We start from the raw sequence: 21,676 nt of genomic DNA, 5'->3' as shown, positions 1-21,676 counted from the left end.
GGGGCTCTCGCCGATGATGCTGGGATCAGCGGGCGTAGTACTCCACGACCATCTGCACCTCGCAGGTCACGGGGACCTCGGCGCGCTTGGGACGGGAGACGAGCTTCGCCTTGAGCTCGGGGAGCTCGACCGACAGGTACGACGGGGTCGACGCGAGCACGTCGGCGTTGCCCCCCTCGGCGGCGATCTGGAAGGGCTCCATGGCCTGGCTCTTGGGCTTGATCTGGATGGTCTGGCCGACCTTCACGCGGAAGGAGGGGCGGTCCACGATCTTGCCGTCGACGAGCACGTGACGGTGGGTCACGGCCTGGCGGGCCTGGAGGATGGTCCGGGCGAAGCCCGAGCGGAGCACGAGGGAGTCCAGACGCATCTCGAGCAGCTCGACCATCGACTCACCGGTCAGGCCGGACTCCTTGCGGGCGTCCAGGTAGGCGCGATGCATCTGCTTCTCGCGCAGCGCGTACTGGGCGCGCAGACGCTGCTTCTCGCGGAGACGGACGGCGTAGTCGGACTCGGTCCGACGACGGGCACGGCCGTGCTCGCCCGGGGGGTACGGGCGCTTCTCGAAGTACTTGACGGACTTCGGGGTCAGCGGGAGCCCGAGGGCTCGGGAGAGGCGCGCCTGACGACGCGCACGGGTGACGTTGGTCACGAAGTTAACCTCTGTTCGAACGCAATGAATCCAAGAAAGGCAGCCGCGGATTCATCCGGGAACATTACCGGACGCCCCTGCCCCGCTCAACCGACGACGCCGCAGGTCACGTGCGCGCCGCTGTGGAGTGCATCACCCGGCACCAGGACAGTCAGCCGCCCCGGGTGATGCGCCGCAGGACCTCGACGCGCCGGGTCACGTCGGCCTCCGCCCCGTAGGGCTTGGGCCGGTAGTAGTCCGTGCCCACGAGGTCGTCGGGGGCGTACTGCTGGGCGGCGACCGCGTGGGGAGCGTCGTGGGCGTACGTGTAGCCCGAGCCGTGCCCGAGCTTCGTGGCGCCGGAGTAGTGGGCGTCGCGCAGATGCGCGGGCACCGCCCCGCCACGCCCGGCCCGCACGTCCGCGATCGCCTCGGAGATCGCGACGGTCCCGGCGTTGGACTTCGGGGCGGTCGCGATGTGGATGACCGCCTGGGCCAGGGCCAGCTGCCCCTCGGGCATGCCGATGTTCTGGACCGCCTGCATCGCGGCGACCGCGACCTGGAGCGCGGTGGGATCGGCCATGCCGACCTCCTCGCTCGCGGCGATCACCACGCGACGGGCGATGAACAGGGGGTCCTCGCCCGCGACGATCATGCGTGCGAGGTAGTGCAGGGCGGCGTCGACGTCGCTCCCGCGCATCGACTTGATGAACGCGCTCGTCACGTCGTAGTGCTGGTCGCCGGCGCGATCGTAGCGGATCGAGGCGACGTTGACGGCCTTGGCGAGGGCCTCGTCGTCGATCTCGGTGCCGCCGTCCATGAGCACCGCGGCGGCGGCCGCCTCGAGCGAGGTGAGGATGCGCCGGGCGTCACCGCCCCCGAGGCGCAGGAGTGCCTCGCGCGCCGCGTCGGTGAGTGTCACGGCCCCGGCCAGGCCGCGCTCGTCGCCCAGGGCGCGATCGACGAGACGGTCGAGGTCCTCCCGGTCGAGGGACTCGAGCGTCAGCACGATCGAGCGGGACAGCAGGGGCGAGATCACCGAGAAGTACGGGTTCTCCGTGGTGGCCGCGATGAGGGTGACCCAGCGGTTCTCGACGCTCGGCAGGAGCGCGTCCTGCTGCGACTTGGAGAAGCGATGCACCTCGTCGACGAACAGCACGGTCTCGCGCCCGGTCGTGCGCAGCCGTCGACGTGCCGCGTCGACCACCTCGCGGATGTCCTTGACGCCCGCGAGCACCGCGCTGACCTCGACGAACTCCCGGTCGCCGGACGCCGCCACCACGTAAGCGAGCGTCGTCTTGCCGGTGCCGGGCGGCCCCCACAGGATCACGGAGGCCGGTGAGGTGCGGGAGTCGTCGGCGGCGATCAGCCTCCGCAGCGGCGAGCCCTCGCCGACCACGGCGTGCTGGCCGACGACCTCGTCCAGGCTGCGGGGCCGCATCCGCACCGCGAGCGGCGCCCGGTGGTCGCGGTTGCGATCGCCGAGGGTGCGCGGTGCCGGCGCGTCGCCGGCCAGGGAGAACAGGTCGTCGTCCATGTCTCCAGGGTAGGCGCGGGGTCGGACGCTCAGGGCGCGGGGCGCAGCCGGCGCGCGATCCTGCCCGGCCACGACGGCCCCTGATAGATGAGCGCCGTGTAGCCCTGCACGAGGTCGGCGCCCGCCTCGAGGCGCTCCTGGACGTCCTCGGCGGTCGTGACCCCGCCGCAGCTGATCAGGACCGGGTCGGGGCCGAGGGCGTCCCGCAGGAGCTTCAGCACGGCGCGCGAGCGGTCGGCGAGCACGGGGCCCGAGAGGCCGCCCGCGCCGATCGCCTCGACGCGCTTGCGGTCGGTGCGCAGCGAGGAGGGCCGCGCGATGGTCGTGTTCGTCGCGATCACGCCGGCGAGCGGGACCTCCTGGACCAGCTCGGCGATCGACACGAGGTCCTCGTCGTGGAGGTCGGGGGCGATCTTGACCAGGACCGGGAGAGCCCGCCCGCGCCGGCGGCCGACCACGGCGGCCTCCTCGGTGACCGCCCGCAGGATCGGGCGCAGCGCGTCGACGCTCTGCAGGTCCCGCAGACCGGGCGTGTTGGGCGAGGAGACGTTGATGGCGAGGTAGCTCGCGGAGGGCCCGAGCACGCGGGCGCCGATCCGGTAGTCGTCGGCCGCGCGCTCGGGCGGCGTCGTCTTGTTCTTGCCGATGTTCACGCCGATCACCGCGTCGCGGCCCCGGCGGGTCGCGCGGACGCGGCGCAGGCGTCGCGCCGCCGCCTCGGCTCCCTCGTTGTTGAAGCCCATCCGGTTGATGAGCGCCTCGTCGGGCACGAGCCGGAAGGAGCGGGGGCGGTCGTTGCCGCTCTGGGGGCGCGGGGTGATGGTGCCGACCTCGACGTGGCCGAAGCCGAGGTCGAGCAGCGCGAGGGCGACCTCGGCGTCCTTGTCGAAGCCCGCGGCGAGGCCGAAGGGGTTGCCGTGGCGGACGCCCAGCACGGTGCGGGGCGCGGCGTCGCCGGTGCCGTGGCCGAACACGCGGCGCAGCACGGCGCGCCCTCCGGGCACCGCCTGGGCGGCGCGCAGCGCGTCGACGGTCAGGTGGTGGGCGCGCTCGGGATCGAGGCGGGACAGCACGAGGTCGAACAGGACGCGATAGGGGCTGCGGCTCACGCGCTCACGGTACGTCACGGCGTCTCAGGCCCGGACGGGCCGTCCGTCCCCGAGCCCGGCGCGCACGGCGCGGCGACGCCACAGGAGATAGGAGATCGCGACGACGGGCAGGAGCACCGGGAAGAACCCGTAGCCCACGCCGAACTGCGACCACACCGTGTGGGCGTGGAAGAGGCCGGGAGCGGCGACCGTGAGGGTGCCGACCACGAGCACGCCCGCGAGCTCGAAGAGGCACACGTACAGCGCCGCGCGGGAGTCTCCGCCGCGGCGCACGAGCAGCACCGTCACGACCGCGTAGGTGACCGCGGAGACGAGCGAGAGCACATACGAGAGCGGGGCCTCGCCGAACTTGACGGCGACCTCGTAGACCGCGCGACCGGTCGCGGCGAAGGCGAGCACGCCGTACAGGGCGATCAGGACGGTCGCGAAGCCGCGCTCGCCGCGGCGTGCCGGGGCGCGGGTGGGACGTCGGGTCATCAGAAGCCTCCCGGCCAGATCTGGGGCAGGCGCAGCTCGAGCACCGCCATGGTCACGGCCACGATCAGGATCGCCGCGCTCCCCCAGCGGCTGCGCTCTCCGAAGCCCAGCCAGATCCCCGCCGCGGGCAGGGCGATGCCGCTCAGGAGGTAGCCGTAGAGGGTGATCGGGTCCTCGACGACGCCGCCGGTCGCATCGTGCACGGCCAGCACGGACGCCTGCACGCCCCAGACGATCAGCAGCAGCGCGCAGCCCCCGAGCAGGACCAGGTCCGCGGCGAGATCTTTGACGACGTAGTAGACGCCGAGCAGCGCCGTCAGGGCGCACACGACGTACGTCGCGATCACGAGCACCGTCACATCGACCGTCCGCTCCCGCCCCGCAGGACCTCGTGCGCCAGCCGGCCGACGGATCCGCGACCGGCGGCCGTCTCCCCGGGACCCGGGCGCCGACAGCCTCCCCTACGATAAACGCATGGCTGATATCTCTCTGACCTCGACATCCGTCGAGGACGTCACCGCCGATGTCCTCATCCTCCCGGTCCTCACGGGCCACGGCGACGCCGGCCCCCGCGTGCTGGGTCCCGAGTCCCTGACCGCCGTGGCCGGCGCGATCGGGCTGCGCGGCACCCTCGACGAGGTGCGCCGCATCCCCGCCCCCGCGGGACTGGCCGCCGCCTCGGTGGTCCTCACCGGTCTCGGCGCCTCCGCGCTGGCCGACGTGCCCGCCGAGGACCTGCGACGCGCCGTGGGCGCCGCGACCCGTGCGCTCGCGGGCTCCGGCTCGGCCGCGCTCGCCGTGCCCGGCGCGTCCGACGAGCAGCTCGCCGCCGCGGCCGAGGGCGCCCTGCTGGGCGCCTACGCCTTCACCGCCCACAAGACCGCGGACGCCCGGTCCGCGCTCGAGCGCGTCGAGGTGCTCGGCGCCCAGGACGCGTCGACCGTCCAGGGTGCGCTCGACCGCGCCTGGATCGTGGCCGACGCCGTGAACCTCACGCGCGACCTCGTCAACACCCCGCCGAACCTCCTGTTCCCCGAGGAGTTCGCGCGCCGCGCCGCCGCCGCGGTCGCCGACCTCCCCGTCGAGGTCACCGTGCTCGACGAGCACCAGCTCGACGAGGGCGGCTACGGCGGCATCGTGGGCGTCGGCCAGGGCTCCGTGCGCCCGCCGCGCCTCGTGCGTCTGGACTACCGGCCCGCGGACGCGTCCCAGCACGTCGCGCTCGTCGGCAAGGGCATCACCTTCGACTCGGGCGGCATCTCGCTCAAGCCGGCCGCCGGGATGGACGAGATGACCTCCGACATGACGGGCGCCGCGACCGTGCTGTCGGCGACCGTCGCCGCTGCGGCCCTCGGCCTGCCCGTGCACGTCACCACCTACCTCGCGCTCGCCGAGAACCTGCCCGGCGGCGGCGCCCAGCGCCCCGGCGACGTCGTGACAATGCGCAACGGCACCACCGTCGAGGTGCTCAACACCGACGCGGAGGGCCGCATGGTCATGGCCGACGCCCTCGTCGACGCGGTCGCCGACGCGCCCGACCTGGTCATGGACGTCGCGACGCTCACGGGCGCCGCCGTGGTCGCGCTCGGCAAGCGCACGGCCGCCGTGATGGGCACCGAGCAGGGGCGCCGCACGGTCCTCGACGCCTCCGAGGCCGCCGGGGAGCCGTTCTGGCCGCTGCCCTTCCCCTCCGAGCTGCGTGCGGACCTCGACGGCCTCGTCGCCGACCTCCGCAACGTCGGGGACCGGGCCGGCGGCGCGCTGACCGCCGGGATCTTCCTGCGCGAGTTCGTCGGCGAGACCGAATGGGCCCACCTCGACATCGCCGGCCCGGCCTACGCCTCGAGCCCGCTGGGCTACATGGGCAAGGGGGCGACGGGCATGAGCGTGCGCACCGTGCTGCAGGTGCTCGCCGACCGCGCCGCCTGACCGCCGCCCAGGTGCACGAACCCCCGGACCCGAACGCGGGGACGGGCGTTCGTGCGCGCAGGTTGTGCCCTAGCATGGTCCCGACATCCCCTCACATCTCAAGGGAGCACGAACGTGGCGGAACAGACCACTGACCAGAACTTCGACCTCGTGATCCTGGGCGCCGGCAGCGGCGGCTACGCCGCTGCGCTGCGGGCGGCCGAGCTGGGACTGCGCACCGCCATCGTCGAGAAGGACAAGCTCGGCGGCACGTGCCTGCACCGCGGCTGCGTGCCCACCAAGACCCTCCTGCACGTCGGCGAGGTCGCCGACACCGCGGCCGAGGGCGCCGAGGTCGGCGTGACCATGAACGTCGAGTCCATCGACGTCGACTCGGTCCTGAAGTTCAAGGACAAGATCGTGGGCCGTCTCTACAAGGGGCTCCAGGGCCTCGTGAAGGCGGCCAAGGGCATCGAGTACGTCGAGGGCTTCGGGCGCCTCACCGGCCCGCGCACCGTCACGGTCGAGACCGAGGGCGGCACCCGCGAGCTGACCGGCACGAACATCGTCCTCGCCTCCGGCTCCTTCTCGAAGACCCTCCCGGGCCTCGAGCTCGGCGGCCGCATCATCGACTCCGAGGTCGCCCTCCAGCTGCCGCAGCTGCCCAAGAACCCGATCATCCTCGGCGGCGGCGTCATCGGCGTCGAGTTCGCGAGCGTCTGGAAGTCGCTCGGCGCCGAGTCCGTCACGATCGTCGAGGGCCTGCCCCACCTCGCCGCGAACGAGGACGAGTCGCTGTCCAAGGCACTCGAGCGCGCCTTCAAGAAGCGCGGCATCAAGTTCTCCCTCGGCACCTTCTTCGAGAAGGCCGAGCAGACCGACTCCGGTGTCACGGTGACCCTCGCCGACGGCACCACCTTCGAGGGCGACTACCTGCTCGTCGCCGTCGGCCGCGGCCCCAACACCAAGGGCCTGGGCTACGAGGAGCAGGGCGTCGAGATGGACCGCGGCTTCGTCCTGGCCGACAAGAACACCCTGCAGACGAGCGTCGAGGGCGTCTACGCGGTCGGCGACATCGTGCCCGGCCTGCAGCTGGCCCACCGCGGCTTCCAGCAGGGCATCTTCGTCGCCGAGCAGATCGCGGGCCTGAACCCGGCCCCGATCATCGAGTCGGGCATCCCGCGCGTGACCTACTGCGAGCCCCAGCTCGGCTCCGTCGGCCTCACCGAGAAGCAGGCCAAGGAGCAGTTCGGGGACGACGGCGTCGAGACCTACGAGTACAACCTCGGCGGCAACGGCAAGTCCCAGATCCTCGGCACCCAGGGCTTCGTCAAGCTCGTGCGCGAGAAGGACGGCCCCGTCGTGGGCATCCACATGATCGGCTCGCGCATGTCCGAGCAGATCGGCGAGGCCCAGCTCATCGTCAACTGGGAGGCCTTCCCGGAGGACGTCGCCGCCCTCATCCACGCCCACCCCACCCAGAACGAGGCTCTCGGCGAGGCGCATCTCGCGCTCGCCGGCAAGCCGCTGCACGCCCACGCCTGAGCCGCCCCCGCAGGAGGAGAACACCATGTCCGAAACCGTGAAGATGCCGGCCCTCGGCGAATCCGTCACCGAGGGCACCGTCACCCGGTGGCTCAAGGCGGTCGGCGACACCGTCGAGGTCGACGAGCCGCTGCTCGAGGTCTCGACCGACAAGGTCGACACCGAGATCCCCTCGCCCGTCGCGGGCACGATCGAGAAGATCCTCGTCGAGGAGGACGAGGACGCCGAGGTCGGCGCCGACCTCGTCGTCATCGGCGACGGCTCCGGCGCGTCGTCCGCGGACGACTCCGGCAGCGGCGCGGGCGAGAACCTCGCCTCCGACGACACGACCGCCCCGTCCACCGACGAGGAGGCGCCCCAGGGCTCCGAGAGCAAGCCTGGCGAGGGCCAGGCCGACTCGGGCGCCGCCGAGGACGCCGATGCCGCGCAGGGCTCGGGCGGCGGCGGCCAGGAGGTCACCATGCCGGCGCTCGGCGAGTCCGTGACCGAGGGCACCGTCACCCGGTGGCTCAAGGCGGTCGGCGACACCGTCGAGGTCGACGAGCCGCTGCTCGAGGTCTCGACCGACAAGGTCGACACCGAGATCCCCTCCCCCGTGGCCGGCACCATCCAGGAGATCCGGGTCCAGGAGGACGAGGACGCCGAGGTCGGCGCCGTGCTCGCGATCGTCGGCGACGGCTCGGCCCCCGCCCCGAGCGGTGGCGGCCAGGCCGCGCCCGCCGAGGAGAAGAAGCCCGAGCCGGAGCCTGAGAAGTCCGCCGAGAAGCCGGCGCCCGAGGAGCCCAAGACCGACTCCACGCCGCAGACGGACACGAAGGAGCAGCAGGCCCCGCGCCCGCAGGCCTCTTCGACCGTCTCGGGCGGCTCGTCGGACGGCCCCGGCTACGTGACCCCGCTCGTGCGCAAGCTCGCGCACGAGGCCGGTATCGACCTGAGCTCCGTCGCGGGCACGGGCGTCGGCGGCCGCATCCGCAAGCAGGACGTGCAGCAGGCCATCGACGAGCAGAAGAAGGCCGCCGAGCAGCAGTCCGCCCCGGCCGCGCCCTCGGCACCGGCTGCCGCGCCGTCGAAGGCACCGGCTCCCGTCGAGGCCTCCCCGCTGCGGGGCACGACCGAGAAGATGTCGCGCCTGCGCAAGATCGTCGCGTCGCGCATGGTCGAGTCCCTGCAGACCCAGGCCCAGCTGACCACCGCGGTCGAGGTCGACATGACCAACGTGGCGAAGCTGCGCGGCAAGGCCAAGGACGCGTTCGCCCAGCGCGAGGGCGCCAAGCTGACCTTCCTGCCGTTCATCATGCAGGCGGCCGTCGAGGCGCTCAAGACCTACCCGAAGCTCAACGCGGAGATCGACGGCGACTCGATCGTCTACCACGGCTCCGAGAACATCGGGATGGCCGCCGACACCGAGCGCGGCCTGGTCGTGCCGGTCATCAAGAACGCGGGCGACCTCAACCTGGCGGGTCTGGCGCGCCAGATCGGCGAGCTCGGCGCGAGGGCCAAGGGCAACAAGCTCGGCCCCGACGATCTGCAGGGTGCGACCTTCACGATCACGAACACCGGCTCCGGCGGAGCCCTGTTCGACACCCCGATCGTGCCCAACCCGCAGGTCGGCATCCTGGGCTGCGGCACGATCGTCAAGCGGCCCGCCGTCATCACGACGGAGGCCGGGGACGAGGTCATCGCGATCCGCTCGATGATGTACCTGTTCCTGTCCTACGACCACCGTCTGGTCGACGGCGGCGACGCGGCCCGCTTCCTCACCCACATGAAGCGCCGTCTCGAGGACGGCCGTTTCGAGGGCGAGCTCGGCCTGTGACCACGTCGCGTCCCTGAGGTCCGCGAGGAGCTCGAGACGCCGGAGGGGCCCGTCACCGCGAGGTGACGGGCCCCTCGTCCACCCCTGACACTTCTGACGCCTCCGCCGCCGCCCGCCGCTCCCCCGGGCCCGTGTCCGCCTGCTTCACGCCGGTGCCACCTCGGTCAGCAGCCATCGGCCGTCCTCCCAGGCCAGGCGGAGCTCGACGTCGTGCTCGGCGGCGGCCGGCACCACCCGGGACGAGCCGTCCGCATAGGTGAGCGTGCAGGGCGACTCGGCGACCCGCGCCCGGACCGTCGCCGTGCCGGCCGCGGTGTCGAGCGCCGTGACCTCCGCGGAGACCACCTGGGTCTCCCAGCCGGCGACGTCGATCCCGGCGTAGGCCTCGGCGAGCCGGCCGTCCTCCTGGGCGGCGGGCGAGGAGGGCAGGGTCGCGCTGTCCCCGGCCTTGCCCACCACATGGGCCCGCCGGGCCGAGGCGAGGGCGGCGACGAGCGCGACGGGATCCTCGGGAGCCACCACGGCGGAGGTCTCGGCCGGGGCCTCGGCCACGCTCTCGGTCGGGCGTGTCGCGGCGGGCCGCGCGGTCGTGCGCGATCCGGTCGGGGCCTCGGCCCGCGTGGCGATCAGCAGCGTGAGCGTCATCGAGACCAGCGCGACGGCGACCGCTCCTGCCAGCAGGCGTCGAGGGCGCCGGGGGCGCGGGCGTCGCCGCTGGGCACGACGCCCCGTCGCGTTCCGATGCCAGGTCGCCGGTGCCGGCGGCGCCGCCCAGGCGCCGCCGCTCCGGCCGGTGTCGTCGGATCCCGCCGGCGGGGCCGCAGCCGGGCCTGACCGCACCGGCGTCTCCCGTTCTCCGTCGCTCGTCCTCGGTGCGATCGTCAGGGTCTCGTGGCGGCGTCGCAGAGTGCGGCCCTGGTCGCCGAGCACCCCGTCGACCCAGCGCTGGTCCGCACGGCGCGAGGCGAGGTCCTCCGCGCGCCGGAGCGAGCCCAGCTCCGTGACCACCACGCTCCCGTCGGGGCGCAGCGCGAGGCCCTCGCGCCCCTCGAGGCCGAGCACGTACCCGCGTTCGTGGAGCGCGGACACGGAGGCGTCGAGCAGCTCCCGCGCGGCCGCGAGGGCCACGCGCTCGGCCGTCGCGGGGCTGCCCGTCTCCGCCCGCCGGCGCCCCGGGCGGGCGCCCCAGGGCGGGGCGTCCTCGCGCACGTAGGCCGTCGCGGACGTGCCGAGCACCCGCGGGAGCGCCGTCGCACCGGCCGCCTCGAGCTCGCCGAGCAGCTGCGCCTCCTCGAGCACGCCGGCGATGCCGCCGGGCGCGATCGCGCGGACCACGACCACACGGCGCCCCGCCGGGGTGCGGGCGGACTCGACCACGCGGAGCTCGTCGCCCGTCACGTGCTCGATGGCCGTGCACGCGCTCGGCGCGAGCTCTCCCGTCTCGTGCGGCATGCGTGCCGCCCGCCGTCCCTCCGTCATGGGCCCAGTGAACACACGGCGGCGGACGCACGATCGCGCTCGTCCACAATCCGCAGGTGAGGCGTAGGATCGCCGTGTGCTCGACGTGATCCGCCTCGGCTTCTCCGATCCCCTCGACGGCGGCGACCGCCATGAGGAGTTCGGCCTGCCGCCGGGGCCCGTCGAGTACCGCGCCGCCTGGGACGTCCAGCGCGCCGTCCACGCCGACGTCGTCGCCGGCACGCGGCCGGACACCCTCCTGCTGCTCGAACACCAGGCGGTCTACACCGCCGGGAAGCTGACCGCCGACCACGAGCGCCCGCGCGACGGTGCCCCCGTCGTGGACGTGGACCGCGGCGGCAAGATCACGTGGCACGGCCCCCAGCAGCTGGTGGGCTACCCCATCGTGCGTCTGCCCGCCCCGATCGACGTGGTCGGCTTCGTGCGCGCCCTCGAGCGCGCGCTCATCTCCGTGTGCGCCGGCTTCGGGGTCGACACCGTGCCCGTCGAGGGCCGCAGCGGCGTCTGGGTCACACGCCCCGGCGAGGAGGACCGCAAGGTCGCCGCGATCGGCATGCGCGTCTCCCGGCGCACGACCATGCACGGCTTCGCCCTGAACTGCGCCAACGACCTGTCGTGGGCCCAGAACGTGATCCCGTGCGGCATCGACGACGCGGGCGTCACGAGCCTCAGCCGGGAGAGCGGCCGGGAGATCCGGGTCGCGGACGTGATCGGTCGCGCAGAGGCCGCGATGGCCGAGCTCGTGGCCGAGCGCACGGCGGGCCGCGCCGACTGATCCCGTGCATGCCCGCCCGAGGGCGCCGGGCCGATAGACTGCCGCAGACACTGCGACGGGAGGAGACCCCAGCGTGACGATCGCACCGGAAGGTCGACGGCTGCTCCGCGTCGAGGCGCGCAACGCCGAGACGCCTATCGAGCGCAAGCCCGATTGGATCAAGACCCGGGCCGTCATGGGCCCCGAGTACACCGACATGAAGAAGCGGGTGCACGGGCAGGGCCTGCACACCGTGTGCGAGGAAGCGGGCTGCCCCAACATCTTCGAGTGCTGGGAGGACCGCGAGGCGTCGTTCCTGATCGGCGGCGACACCTGCACCCGCCGCTGCGACTTCTGCAACATCGCGACCGGCAAGCCGCTCGCGGTCGATCCGATGGAGCCCTTCAAGGTGGCGCGCTCCGTCAAGGAGATGGGCCTGCGCTACACGACCATCACGGGTGTCGCGCGCGACGACCTGCCCGACGGCGCCTCGTGGCTGTTCGCGGAGACCTGCCGCCAGGTGCACGCGATGAACCCGGGCACCGGCGTCGAGCTGCTCGTCGACGACATCAAGGGCAACCCGGCCGCGCTCGAGGCGATCTTCGACTCCGCGCCCGAGGTGTTCGCCCACAACCTCGAGACCGTGCCGCGCATCTTCAAGCAGATCCGCCCCGCGTTCCGCTTCGAGCGCAGCCTCGAGGTGATCCAGGCCGCCAAGGACGCGGGCCTGGTCACCAAGTCGAACCTGATCCTCGGCATGGGCGAGACCGACGAGGAGATCATCGACACCATGGAGCAGCTGGTCGAGTCCGGCTGCGACATCCTGACCATCACGCAGTACCTGCGCCCGTCCAAGCTCCATCATCCGATCGCGCGGTTCCTCAAGCCCGAGATGTTCCTCGAGCTGTCCGAGGCCGCCGAGGAGATGGGCTTCCTGGCCGTCATGGCCGGGCCCATGGTGCGCTCCTCGTACCGCTCGGGGCGCCTGTGGTCGCAGGCGATGAAGAAGCTCGGCCGCGAGATCCCGGAGGATCTGCGCCACCTCGACTCCGAGACCCCCGCCTATCAGGAGGCCGCGAGCGTCGTGGCCCGGCGCCGTCTGCCGTCCGCCTCCTGATCTCCCCGTAAAGAAGAGAACATGCCGCGCAATACCGCACGCCCCGACGCCCCCAAGCCCGCGAAGAAGCCGGGTCGCCTCAAGCAGATGTACCAGGTCTTCCAGCAGACCCAGCAGATCGACCGGAGCACCCTGCCGATCATGCTCGCCGGGCTCCTGGTGCCGCTCGTGATCGCGATCCTGCTGGCGCTGCTCGTGTTCAACGGCTCGGCCTACGTCATCTTCGTGACGATCCTGCTGGGCCTGATGGTGGGCCTGCTTGCCGCGATGTACATCCTCGCGCGCAAGGCCGAGTCGGCCGCGTACGGCCGCATCGCCGGGCAGAAGGGCGCGGCTCTCGCGACGATGCAGTCGATCCGTCGTGGCTGGAGCGTCGAGGACGAGCCGTGCGCGATCGACCCGCGCAGCCAGGACATGCTGTTCCGTGCGAGCGGCCGCGCGGGCGTCGCCCTCGTCACCGAGAGCTCCTCCGGTCGCGCGCTGCGCCTGCTGGAGAAGGAGAGCGGACGCCTGAGCCGGCTGCTGCCCAACGTCCCGGTCCACCAGATCGTCGTCGGCGACGACAAGGACAAGGGCGAGGTGCCCCTGCCCAAGCTCGCCAGCCACATGACCCGCATGCGCCCGACCCTGACCAAGGACGAGGCCGGCGCGGTCTCCAAGCGCCTGCACGCCATGCCGAGCCCCGTGCGCCAGGCCATCCCCAAGGGCGTCGACCCGATGCGCGCCCGCCCCAACCGCAAGGCCATGCGCGGCCGCTGAGCCCCGCCGGCGGCCCGTCGGCGCGCCCAGTCGGGCGCCCGCCCAACCCCATGCCCTGTCACGACGCCTGTCCCCGCGGAGAGGCGTCCTGACAGGGCATTCGCCGTTTCGAAGGCATCGACCGAGAACGGCGCGTCGCGATGGCCTCGGCGCCCTCGCGAATCGCCTGCCACCAGGCACGTCGTCCCCGGGACGCCGGCACCGTTACCGTTCCGTTATCTTCGTTACCGGACTGTGATAAACGATGTTTGCGCAGGTCAGCGCGCTGTGACGGCGATCACGCGCGCACGACGGCGGTGCCCGCCGCGACGTCCTGGAGCGGCTGCCCGTCGCGGTTCCACACGAGCGTGGGCAGCAGGAGCAGGAGCAGGAGGGTCCGCACGAGGGCGCGCAGCACCATGGGCCAGCGACGCGCCACGGGGACCACGCGCAGGCGCAGCACGAACTGTCCGACCGTGGCGCCGAACAGCGTCAGGAGCACGAGGTTCATGGCTGTGAACAGGGGCCACACGAGCGCAGGGCTCGTGTCGTGCAGGAGCAGCGAGAGGACGAGGCACAGGCTCCAGTCGATCGCGTAGGACACGAAGCGGAGCCCGATCGGCGCGACCGACCCGGGCCCGCTCGCGGGCAGTCCGAGCCCCGAGCCCTTGACGTAGTCGGGGTCGGTGGGCACTCCCTCGATCCAGGAGCCGAGGTCTTCGCGATCGATCACGTCCTGCACTCTATCCGGGCAATGCCGAGGACGACGGAGCACCTCTGCCTACACTGACCGGGCCGGGTCCGACCCGGTACGACGGGGCAGCGGGCCCGCCTCGCCGCCGCACCACCGAACGTCCGCCCCCAGGGGATCAGACACGCGCGGGGTTCCGCGCGGATGGAGGAAGAGTGTTCAGCAATCCCAGCGAGGTCGCGAAGTTCATCGAGGAAGAGGACGTCGAGTTCATCGACATCCGCTTCATCGACCTGCCCGGCGTGATGCAGCACTTCAACGTGCCGGCCGCGTCGTTCGACGAGGAGGCCATCGCCACCGGCCAGCTGTTCGACGGCTCGTCGATCCGTGGCTTCCAGGCGATCCACGAGTCCGACATGAAGCTCGTCCCGGACCTCGAGACGGCCTACATCGACCCGTTCCGCGAGCGCAAGACGCTCATCATCAACTTCTCGATCGTCGATCCGTTCACGGACGAGCCGTACTCGCGCGACCCGCGCACCGTCGCCGCCAAGGCCGAGGAGTACATGCGCTCGACCGGCATCGCGGACACCGCGAACTTCGCCGCCGAGGCCGAGTTCTACATCTTCGACGACGTGCGCTTCTCGACGAGCATCAACGAGGGCTTCTACAAGATCGACTCCGACGAGGCGGTCTGGAACACCGGACGCGACGAGTCGGAGTTCGGGGGCAACCTCGGCTACAAGACCCGCGTCAAGGGCGGCTACTTCCCCGTCTCTCCCAACGACCAGATGGCCGACCTGCGCGACGAGATCTGCGCGGTCCTCGGCGAGACCGGCCTCGAGGTCGAGCGCGCCCACCACGAGGTCGGCACGGGCGGCCAGCAGGAGATCAACTACCGCTTCAACACGCTGCTGCAGGCGGCCGACGACGTCATGAAGTTCAAGTACGTCGTCAAGAACGTGGTGTGGGAGAACGGCAAGACCGTCACCTTCATGCCCAAGCCCCTGTTCGGCGACAACGGCTCGGGCATGCACACCCACCAGAGCCTGTGGAAGGACGGCGAGCCGCTGTTCTACGACGAGCGCGGCTACGGCGGCCTCTCGGACACCGCCCGCTGGTACATCGGCGGCCTCATCGAGCACGCCTCCTCGCTCGTCGCGTTCACCAACCCGACGGTGAACTCGTTCAAGCGCCTGGTGCCGGGCTTCGAGGCGCCCGTCAACATGGTCTACTCGGCCCGCAACCGCTCGGCGTGCATCCGTATCCCCGTGACGGGCACGTCGCCCAAGGCCAAGCGCATCGAGTTCCGTGCGCCCGACCCCTCGGCCAACCCGTACCTGTCCTTCGCGGCGCAGCTCATGGCCGGCATCGACGGCATCCGCAACCGGATCGAGCCCCCCGAGCCGATCGACAAGGACCTGTACGAGCTGCCCCCCGAGGAGCACGCGCAGATCAAGCAGCTCCCGTCCTCGCTCGACGAAGCGCTCGAGGCCCTCGAGGCCGACCACGACTACCTCACCGAGGGCGACGTGTTCCCCGAGGACCTGATCGAGACGTGGATCGACTACAAGCGGACCAAGGAGATCGATCCCTTCCGCTTCCGTCCTCACCCCCACGAGTTCGAGCTGTACTACGACATCTGATCGTCCCATCCAGGTCACAGCGGCTGCGGACGCCCCGGTGTCCGCATGATGTCCGCACGATCCGCGGGAGCGTCCCTGACAGCGGATCGTGCGGACTCCTCCGTGGCACAGCCGCGCCTGGACCTCGTTCGCGGACAGGCCGGAGCGGATCAGCGATGACGCGTACCGGTGCCATACCCGATCACTCGTGGCCGCATGCGATCATGCATCTCCCGGTAGGTGCACATGGTTCTACCAGCCCTCGGGGCTATGGTTGAGGTGTTGGGGAGCCCCTCGGCAGACTCGGCGCCGGTTCACGCGCCACACCGAAGGCGGCCCGTGATGGCGACCCTTGACCCCACAGCACTCATGAATCAGCGCCAGGTATACGTAGACGCCGACTCCTTCCCGCCGCAGCTCAGAGCATTCGTCGACGTGTCCCATGCTGTCAAAGCCGAAGGCCTGCTGGACCGGGCACGCTGGTACTACGTGCTCGTCGGCGCTGCATTGGCTTTGATCTTCACCGGGTGCGTGACGGCATTCGTCGTGCTCGGCACAAGTTGGTTCCAGCTCGTAATCGCCGCCGTCCTCGGCATCGTCTTCACCCAGGTCGCGTTCATCGCCCATGAGGCAGGCCACAGACAAGTCCTTTCGAGCGGGAAGGCGAACACACGTCTTGCGCGGCTGCTCGCGGGCGTCGTCGGACTCAGCTTCAGCTGGTGGGACTCCAAGCACTCCCGCCACCACGGCAATCCGAACCAGGTCGGCAAGGACCCGGACATTGCTGTCGACACCGTCTCCTTCGTGGCTGCTGACGCCGCCCAGGCCCGCGGGCTGCGCCGTTGGATCACCTCACGCCAGGGGTGGTTGTTCTTTCCGCTCCTCACGCTCGAAGGCCTCAACCTCCACGGCCACAGCTTCCGGCACCTGTTCTCACCGAAGAGGACAACTCATCGTTTCACTGAGCTGGCACTGATCACGGGGCGCTTCGCTGCGCTCGTCGTGCCGGTGTTCATCCTGTTGCCGCTCGGGATGGCATTCGCGTTCCTCGGTGTGCAGCTCGCTGTCTTCGGGGTGTGCATGGGCGCCTCCTTCGCCCCGAACCACAAGGGGATGCCGGTCATCGCCCCCGGAGCGCGCCTCGACTTCTTTTCCAAGCAGGTCCGCACCTCCCGGAACATCAGGGGTGGCTGGTGGGCCACCCTGCTCTACGGAGGCTTGAACTACCAGATCGAGCATCATCTCTTCCCCTCGATGCCACGCCCCCACCTCGCGAAGGCCCGAGAGATCGTTCGCGCGCAGTGCGAGCGACTGGCCGTCCCGTACGTCGAAGAGCCGATCCACCGCTCCTACCTCATCGTGGTCCGCTACCTCAATGACGTCGGTCTCGCTGCACGGGATCCCTTCGAATGCCCCGTCCTGGCCCAATACCGGGGAGCTTCATGAGCCATACCGTTCACGCGGGGGGAACGCTCAAGCCTCCGAGAGCGAGGTCCTGAACAGCTCGAGCTCACGCAACGCGACGTGCCATCGATTCCTGGTGGAGCCACGAGCACAGGGCGGGCTTGGAGACGGCAACTCCGTTCGGAGCCCACAGGACCTTCTGCGAGGTCCCGTCCTCGAGCTCGCGCTCTCCGACTGAGAGGCCGGATGCGACCTGGCGGTCAGCTTCCTCCGTGGTCACGACGAGTTCGATGAACATGTTCGAGCTCTGCTTGATGCCGCGCACGTCGAGGATGTGCGACCACGGGATCGTGCCGGCCTTCGCCGTCGTCATCGTGACTCCCTCGGGCGAGACCTCGATGGCAGGTTCACGGCGGAACAGTCGACGGATCTGGACGACGACGCTCATGGCGAAGAGGACGACAGCGAGCCACCCGATGACCTTCCACAGGATGCTGTCCCCACCTGCCATCGCCAGGCCGATCAGGACGAATATCAGCGAGACGACGATCATGAACACGGTCTTGCCGCGGGAGAAGTTGAAGGGCACCGTGAGGCCTTGCCCGAGGGCGGCAGCCCAGGCGTCAACGTCGTTCTTGGGCGTGGTCATGCCGGATCTCCTCGGGGTTCGTCGAGCACAAGCCGTCAACTGTACAGACTCTGAGAAGTGTCTGGAACTCGTCGCAGCTGGATGGTCAGGTCGCCGGGCTCATCCGAGCGCGTCGAGACCGCCCTTGGCCTTGAGCAGGCTCAGCAGGAGCGACTTGGGGTCGCCCGTGGCCTCGAGGGCGCACGCATCCGCCTCGAAGGCCCACACCTGCTTGAGGGCCCGGAACACGTCGAACTCGGCCCGCGTGGTCTTCAGGGGGACCACCTGGTAGCCGCCGGCCTCCGGCAGGTGGATGATGAACGCGCCCGTCATCTCGGGGGCCTCGCGCACCGCACCGTCGTCGTCGAGGAGCTGCTCGGCGTTGACCACGGCCACGCCCTGCAGCGCGTAGTCGCCGCGCACCTTCTTGGAGGTCTTGATGTCCCCCGACAGCACGGTGTTGCCGATCCTCACGATGCAGTCGGTCGTGCCGGCGTAGCCGACGGTGTGGTTGACCACGGTCTGCTCGATCTCCACGAACTCCGGGGAGAAGTCCTGCAGGAACTCGTCGAAGCCGTCGAGGCGGACCCCTGCGCGCTGGAGCAGGTCGTCGAGGGAGGGCTCGGTCGCGAACGCGCCGGAGCCCGTGCGCATGGCCTCGACGTGTGCGGCGACCGCCGCGCGGTCCGGGCGCTGCCCGCTACGCTCCCAGTCCTCGCACACCGCGTGCACGAGGGTGCCGAAGTCGGAGGCGCGCCGGGTGTGCTCCTCGGCGGCGGCCGCGATGCGCTTCTGACTTCCCCACCGGTCTCGCGTCACGCGCGAGATCTCCGTCTGGGCCCGGGCGGGGTTGCGATCGAGCCACGAGTACATCTCGAGTGCCCGCTTGGACGCCATCGCGGCGTACCAGCCCTGCAGATGGTCCTTGGCGCGCATCCCGGCGACCGTCGTGATCGACGGATAGACGAGAGGGCCGTCCGGCTCGAGGCGGTACATGCGGCCGCGGGGGGTGTCCGCGCTGAGCTTGGGTGTGGTCATGGATCCTCGGAGACGGCAGGGCGGGGCGGAGCAGGGCAGGGCAGGGCCTTGTGAGGCGGGCAGCTCCCCCAGGCTACGCGCCCGACTCCCCGCCACCGAACAGGAGCTCCTCGGCGATGCCGCGCGCGTGACGTGTCACGCGCAGATACGTCTCCTCGATGCCCGCCGCCGTGCCCGTCTCCCCCTGGACCACGCGCGCCGCGGCCTGCAGCTCGGTGCGGTCGAGCGGGAGGATGTCGGACTCGCGTCCCTTCCACAGGAACAGGGCGCGCCGCAGCCCCCACGCGAGGGACCAGGCCTCGGCGAGGTCGTCGGCCTGGCCGCGGCCGAGCAGTCCCTCGTCGGCCAGGATCCCGAGCAGGGCGAGCGTGCCCGTCGTGCCGCGCAGCCTCGCGCACGCGGAGCCGTGGTCCATCACGAGCAGCTGGGCCACCCACTCGACGTCGGTCATCGAGCCGCGTCCGAGCTTGAGGTGGCGTGACGGGTCGGCACCCCGCGGGAGGCGGCCGGACTCCACGCGCGCCTTCATGCGCACGATGTACCGCCGCTCGCGGACGGCGAGGCCGCCGCGCGGGTAGCGGTGGGAGTCCATGACCGCGGTCAGGCGCGCGGCGACGTCGTCGGACCCGACCACCACCCGGGCGCGCACGAGGGCCTGCTTCTCCCACGTCTCGGCGCTCTTGGCGTAGTAGTCGGTCCAGGACTCGACGGTGCGGGCGAGCACGCCGTTGCGGCCTTCGGGGCGCAGGTCGGCGCTCACTTTCATGTCCGCACCGGCCGAGGGCGCGTTGAGGATCTTCTGCACGGCCGAGGCGACCTTGACGCCGAGCTCGCCGGCCCGGTCCCCGGCCCCGCGGTCGTCGACCACGAACTGCACGTCGGCGTCCGAGGAGTACCCCATCTCCTTGGCGCCGAAGCTGCCGAAGGCGATCACGGCGAGGTCGATGCCGAGGCTCTCGAGGGCGGTCGCCGTCCGCGGGACCTCCTGGGACGCGCCCTCGGCCTCCTCCCCTGTTCCCCGCGCCGCCCGTTCGTCCACGAGGACCGTGTAGGCGGCCACGCGCACCCCCGCGCGCAGCACGGCCTCGGCGATGTCGGTGAGCGCGGCGGCCACGGCCGGCGGGTCGATCAGGTGCACCAGGTGCGCCATGGCCACGCGCAGCAGCTCGCGGCGACGGGTGCGCCGCAGCACGTCGGTCGCGGCCTGGGCCGTGTCGACGCGCCGGATCACGGCGTCGAACTCGGAGAGCAGCTCGTCGCGGTCGAGCGGCCGCAGCTCGTCGTCGCGCGCCAGCCAGCGCACGGCCTCGGGGATCTGCTCGAGCTGCTGGCCCACGTACCGGGAGTCCGCGAGCACGCGCGTGAGGCGCTGGGCGGCGACGCCCGAGTCGCGCAGCATGCCCATGTACCAGTGGGCCGAGCCCACCTGCTCGGACAGGCGCCGGAAGGCGATCAGCCCCATGTCGGGGTCGATGCCGTCGGCGAACCACTCGAGCAGGCTCGGCAGCAGCTGGCGCTGGATCGCGGCGCGCCGCGAGATCCCCTCGGTGAGCGCCTCGATGTGGCCGAGCGCCCGTCGCGGGTCGCGATAGCCGATCGCCGCGAGCCGGGACGCGGCGGCCTCCGGCGACAGCCGCACCTGGCCGTCGGACAGGGTCGAGGCGGTGACCAGGAGGGGGCGGTAGAAGATCTCCTCGTGGAGGTGGCGCACCCGGCGCCGGGTCCGCTCATACACGAACACGAAGTCCTCGGGCGCCAGGCGGAGGCTGCGGGCGAGCCGGCGGATGTCGGCGGGCGCGGTCGGCAGCACGTGGGTGCGGCGCATGCGGTGCAACTGCAGGCGGTGCTCGACCGTGCGCAGGAAGCGATAGGCCTCGTCGAGCTCCGCGGCGGGCCGGCGGCCGATGTAGCCGCCGTCGCGCAGGGCCGCGAGGGCGGGCAGGGTCCCGCGGGCGCGGATCGACTCGTCGTGGCGCCCGTGGACCATCTGCAGCAGCTGCACGGTGAACTCGACGTCGCGCAGGCCGCCGGGGCCGAGCTTGAGGTTGCGCTCGACCTCGCCGCGCGGGATGTGGTCGATGACGCGCCGCCGCATGGCCCGGGAGTCCTCGACGAAGGAGTCGCGGGTCGAGGCCTGCCAGACCTGCGGGGAGACCATGTCGACGAAGTCCTGGCCGAGCTCGAGGTCCCCGGCGGCCGGGCGCGCCTTGAGCAGCGCCTGGAACTCCCACGACTTGGCCCACTGGCGGTAGTAGCGGCGGCACGAGTCGAGGGTCCGGGCGAGCGGACCGTCCTTGCCCTCGGGCCGCAGGTTCGCGTCGACCTGCCAGAGCGACCCCTCGGCGGTGCGGTCGGCGCACACGCGTGCGATCTCGCGCCCGAGCGCCGCGGCGACGGCGATCAGCGCGTCCTCGTCCCCGGAGGTCTCGCCGTCCGCCGCCCCCTCGGCGGTGCGCGGCTCGGCGACGTAGATGACGTCGACGTCGGAGATGTAGTTGAGCTCGCGGGCCCCCGTCTTGCCCATCGCGAGGATCGCCAGGCGCACGCCCTCATGGCCCTCGACGCCCGCCCGCGCGATCGCGAGGGCCGTCTCGAGGGACGCGTCGGCGAGGTCGGCGAGGGCGCGGGACACGTCGGGCTGCACGTCGATCGCCCGCTCCGCGGTCAGGTCGGCCACGGCGATCTGCAGGAGGCGCTCGTGGTAGGCCACGCGCAGGGCGTCCCGGGCCTCGCGCCCGTCGAGCGCGGAGACCGGCGGATCGGCCTCCGGGTCCGCGCCGACGGCGCGCAGCAGGTGCGCGCGCACCTGCTCTCGCGGCATCGTCTCGCCCGTGCGGTCCCCGAGCGCTTCGAGACGTTCGGGATGGCGGGCCAGGAAGTCCCCCAGGGCGACCGAGGAGCCCAGCACGGTCACGAGGCGCGAGCCCGCCGAGCCCTGCTCGCCGACCGAGCCGAGCAGGGCGTCGACGTCGATCCCCGCCTCCTGGTCGGCGCGGGCGGCCTCGGCCACGCGGAGCAGCCCCAGCAGCGCCTCGTCGGCGTCGGCGGTGTGCCCGATGGCCTCGGCCCCCGCCGCGTCGAGCCCGCGCAGCGCGCGGTCGCCCAAGAAGCGCTGGGCCCGATCCGTGTCCCCGAAGCCGGCCCGCGCGAGCGCGCCGGTGCTCATCTGCCCGACCATG

Annotated in this window: 18 protein-coding genes; 8 read left to right on the top strand and 10 right to left on the bottom strand. The window is 71.7% G+C overall.

The annotated features are described in order from the left end of the window. Positions 1-25 precede the first annotated feature (25 nt). The 5 genes from rpsD to BRM3_RS11755 all read right to left on the bottom strand — a co-directional run bounded on the left by rpsD (position 26) and on the right by BRM3_RS11755 (position 4,113). Positions 26-652, bottom strand: a complete 627-nt coding sequence (gene rpsD / locus BRM3_RS11775; protein ID WP_263593495.1) for a 30S ribosomal protein S4 — start codon at positions 650-652, stop codon at positions 26-28. Between the two features lie 151 nt (positions 653-803). Then, entirely contained in the window at positions 804-2,168 is a 1,365-nt protein-coding gene (locus BRM3_RS11770; RefSeq protein WP_263593494.1) for a replication-associated recombination protein A, read from the bottom strand. A 29-nt stretch (positions 2,169-2,197) separates the two neighbouring features. Then, entirely contained in the window at positions 2,198-3,277 is a 1,080-nt protein-coding gene (locus tag BRM3_RS11765; protein WP_263593493.1) for a quinone-dependent dihydroorotate dehydrogenase, read from the bottom strand. Positions 3,278-3,301: 24 nt separating this feature from the next. Next, the gene (locus BRM3_RS11760; protein WP_263593492.1) at positions 3,302-3,754 is read right to left on the bottom strand and encodes a hypothetical protein; all 453 of its coding nucleotides are present in this window, start codon (positions 3,752-3,754) and stop codon (positions 3,302-3,304) included. After that, entirely contained in the window at positions 3,754-4,113 is a 360-nt protein-coding gene (locus BRM3_RS11755) for a hypothetical protein (RefSeq protein ID WP_263593491.1), read from the bottom strand. Before BRM3_RS11755 ends, BRM3_RS11760 begins: the two co-directional genes overlap by 1 nt. A gap of 115 nt (positions 4,114-4,228) precedes the next feature. On the opposite strand from BRM3_RS11755, the gene BRM3_RS11750 reads away from it, so the two are divergent. From BRM3_RS11750 to sucB, 3 genes are all read left to right on the top strand, one after another. After that, entirely contained in the window at positions 4,229-5,683 is a 1,455-nt protein-coding gene (locus BRM3_RS11750; RefSeq protein WP_263593490.1) for a leucyl aminopeptidase, read from the top strand. A gap of 114 nt (positions 5,684-5,797) precedes the next feature. Further along, positions 5,798-7,207, top strand: coding sequence for a dihydrolipoyl dehydrogenase (gene lpdA, locus BRM3_RS11745; protein ID WP_263593489.1), 1,410 nt, complete (start codon positions 5,798-5,800; stop codon positions 7,205-7,207). A gap of 25 nt (positions 7,208-7,232) precedes the next feature. Then, on the top strand, positions 7,233-9,023 hold the full coding sequence (sucB, locus tag BRM3_RS11740) for a 2-oxoglutarate dehydrogenase, E2 component, dihydrolipoamide succinyltransferase (protein WP_263593488.1): 1,791 nt from the start codon (positions 7,233-7,235) through the stop codon (positions 9,021-9,023). A 144-nt stretch (positions 9,024-9,167) separates the two neighbouring features. Here the strand turns inward: sucB and BRM3_RS11735 are convergent, their stop codons facing one another. Then, a complete protein-coding gene (locus BRM3_RS11735) occupies positions 9,168-10,502 on the bottom strand; it encodes a hypothetical protein (RefSeq protein WP_263593487.1) in 1,335 nt (444 codons plus the stop codon). A 76-nt stretch (positions 10,503-10,578) separates the two neighbouring features. On the opposite strand from BRM3_RS11735, the gene lipB reads away from it, so the two are divergent. From lipB to BRM3_RS11720, 3 genes are all read left to right on the top strand, one after another. Beyond that, positions 10,579-11,277 carry a lipoyl(octanoyl) transferase LipB gene (gene lipB / locus BRM3_RS11730; RefSeq protein ID WP_263593486.1) on the top strand — a complete coding sequence of 233 codons (699 nt, stop codon included), beginning with the start codon at positions 10,579-10,581 and terminating at the stop codon, positions 11,275-11,277. Between the two features lie 73 nt (positions 11,278-11,350). Then, positions 11,351-12,373 carry a lipoyl synthase gene (gene lipA, locus BRM3_RS11725; RefSeq protein ID WP_263593485.1) on the top strand — a complete coding sequence of 341 codons (1,023 nt, stop codon included), beginning with the start codon at positions 11,351-11,353 and terminating at the stop codon, positions 12,371-12,373. 21 nt (positions 12,374-12,394) lie between these two features. Continuing rightward, entirely contained in the window at positions 12,395-13,132 is a 738-nt protein-coding gene (locus BRM3_RS11720; protein WP_263593484.1) for a DUF4191 domain-containing protein, read from the top strand. Between the two features lie 277 nt (positions 13,133-13,409). On the opposite strand, the gene BRM3_RS11715 is transcribed toward BRM3_RS11720, so the two are convergent. Next, positions 13,410-13,844, bottom strand: coding sequence for an RDD family protein (locus tag BRM3_RS11715; protein ID WP_263593483.1), 435 nt, complete (start codon positions 13,842-13,844; stop codon positions 13,410-13,412). Positions 13,845-14,017: 173 nt separating this feature from the next. Here BRM3_RS11715 and glnA point away from each other — a divergent pair, with 173 nt between their 5' ends. Together glnA and BRM3_RS11705 are read left to right on the top strand one after the other, a co-directional pair. Beyond that, on the top strand, positions 14,018-15,448 hold the full coding sequence (glnA, locus tag BRM3_RS11710; protein ID WP_263593482.1) for a type I glutamate--ammonia ligase: 1,431 nt from the start codon (positions 14,018-14,020) through the stop codon (positions 15,446-15,448). 321 nt (positions 15,449-15,769) lie between these two features. Then, positions 15,770-16,873 (top strand): fatty acid desaturase family protein, encoded by a 1,104-nt coding sequence (locus BRM3_RS11705; RefSeq protein ID WP_396126921.1) that lies wholly within the window; start codon positions 15,770-15,772, stop codon positions 16,871-16,873. Between the two features lie 64 nt (positions 16,874-16,937). Here the strand turns inward: BRM3_RS11705 and BRM3_RS11700 are convergent, their stop codons facing one another. The 3 genes from BRM3_RS11700 to BRM3_RS11690 all read right to left on the bottom strand — a co-directional run bounded on the left by BRM3_RS11700 (position 16,938) and on the right by BRM3_RS11690 (position 21,663). Then, positions 16,938-17,480, bottom strand: a complete 543-nt coding sequence (locus BRM3_RS11700; protein ID WP_263593481.1) for an STM3941 family protein — start codon at positions 17,478-17,480, stop codon at positions 16,938-16,940. A 99-nt stretch (positions 17,481-17,579) separates the two neighbouring features. Then, a complete protein-coding gene (locus tag BRM3_RS11695) occupies positions 17,580-18,497 on the bottom strand; it encodes a PD-(D/E)XK nuclease family protein (RefSeq protein WP_263593480.1) in 918 nt (305 codons plus the stop codon). Between the two features lie 73 nt (positions 18,498-18,570). Then, the gene (locus BRM3_RS11690; RefSeq protein ID WP_263593479.1) at positions 18,571-21,663 is read right to left on the bottom strand and encodes a bifunctional [glutamine synthetase] adenylyltransferase/[glutamine synthetase]-adenylyl-L-tyrosine phosphorylase; all 3,093 of its coding nucleotides are present in this window, start codon (positions 21,661-21,663) and stop codon (positions 18,571-18,573) included. Positions 21,664-21,676: the final 13 nt, after the last annotated feature.

This window comes from Brachybacterium huguangmaarense (assembly GCF_025725725.1).
GTDB lineage: Bacteria > Actinomycetota > Actinomycetes > Actinomycetales > Dermabacteraceae > Brachybacterium > Brachybacterium huguangmaarense.
This window is presented reverse-complemented; position numbering and strand designations above follow the sequence as displayed.

Bases quoted from the DNA above. Each gene is read 5' to 3' on its own strand.
- BRM3_RS11700 (WP_263593481.1), bottom strand. From the start codon at position 17,480: ATGACCACGCCCAAGAACGACGTTGACGCCTGGGCTGCCGCCCTCGGG.
- BRM3_RS11720 (WP_263593484.1), top strand. From the start codon at position 12,395: ATGCCGCGCAATACCGCACGCCCCGACGCCCCCAAGCCCGCGAAGAAG.
- sucB (WP_263593488.1), top strand. From the start codon at position 7,233: ATGTCCGAAACCGTGAAGATGCCGGCCCTCGGCGAATCCGTCACCGAG.
- BRM3_RS11695 (WP_263593480.1), bottom strand. From the start codon at position 18,497: ATGACCACACCCAAGCTCAGCGCGGACACCCCCCGCGGCCGCATGTAC.
- BRM3_RS11750 (WP_263593490.1), top strand. From the start codon at position 4,229: ATGGCTGATATCTCTCTGACCTCGACATCCGTCGAGGACGTCACCGCC.
- BRM3_RS11705 (WP_396126921.1), top strand. From the start codon at position 15,770: ATGGCGACCCTTGACCCCACAGCACTCATGAATCAGCGCCAGGTATAC.
- BRM3_RS11690 (WP_263593479.1), bottom strand. From the start codon at position 21,663: ATGAGCACCGGCGCGCTCGCGCGGGCCGGCTTCGGGGACACGGATCGG.
- BRM3_RS11760 (WP_263593492.1), bottom strand. From the start codon at position 3,754: ATGACCCGACGTCCCACCCGCGCCCCGGCACGCCGCGGCGAGCGCGGC.
- BRM3_RS11735 (WP_263593487.1), bottom strand. From the start codon at position 10,502: ATGACGGAGGGACGGCGGGCGGCACGCATGCCGCACGAGACGGGAGAG.
- BRM3_RS11770 (WP_263593494.1), bottom strand. From the start codon at position 2,168: ATGGACGACGACCTGTTCTCCCTGGCCGGCGACGCGCCGGCACCGCGC.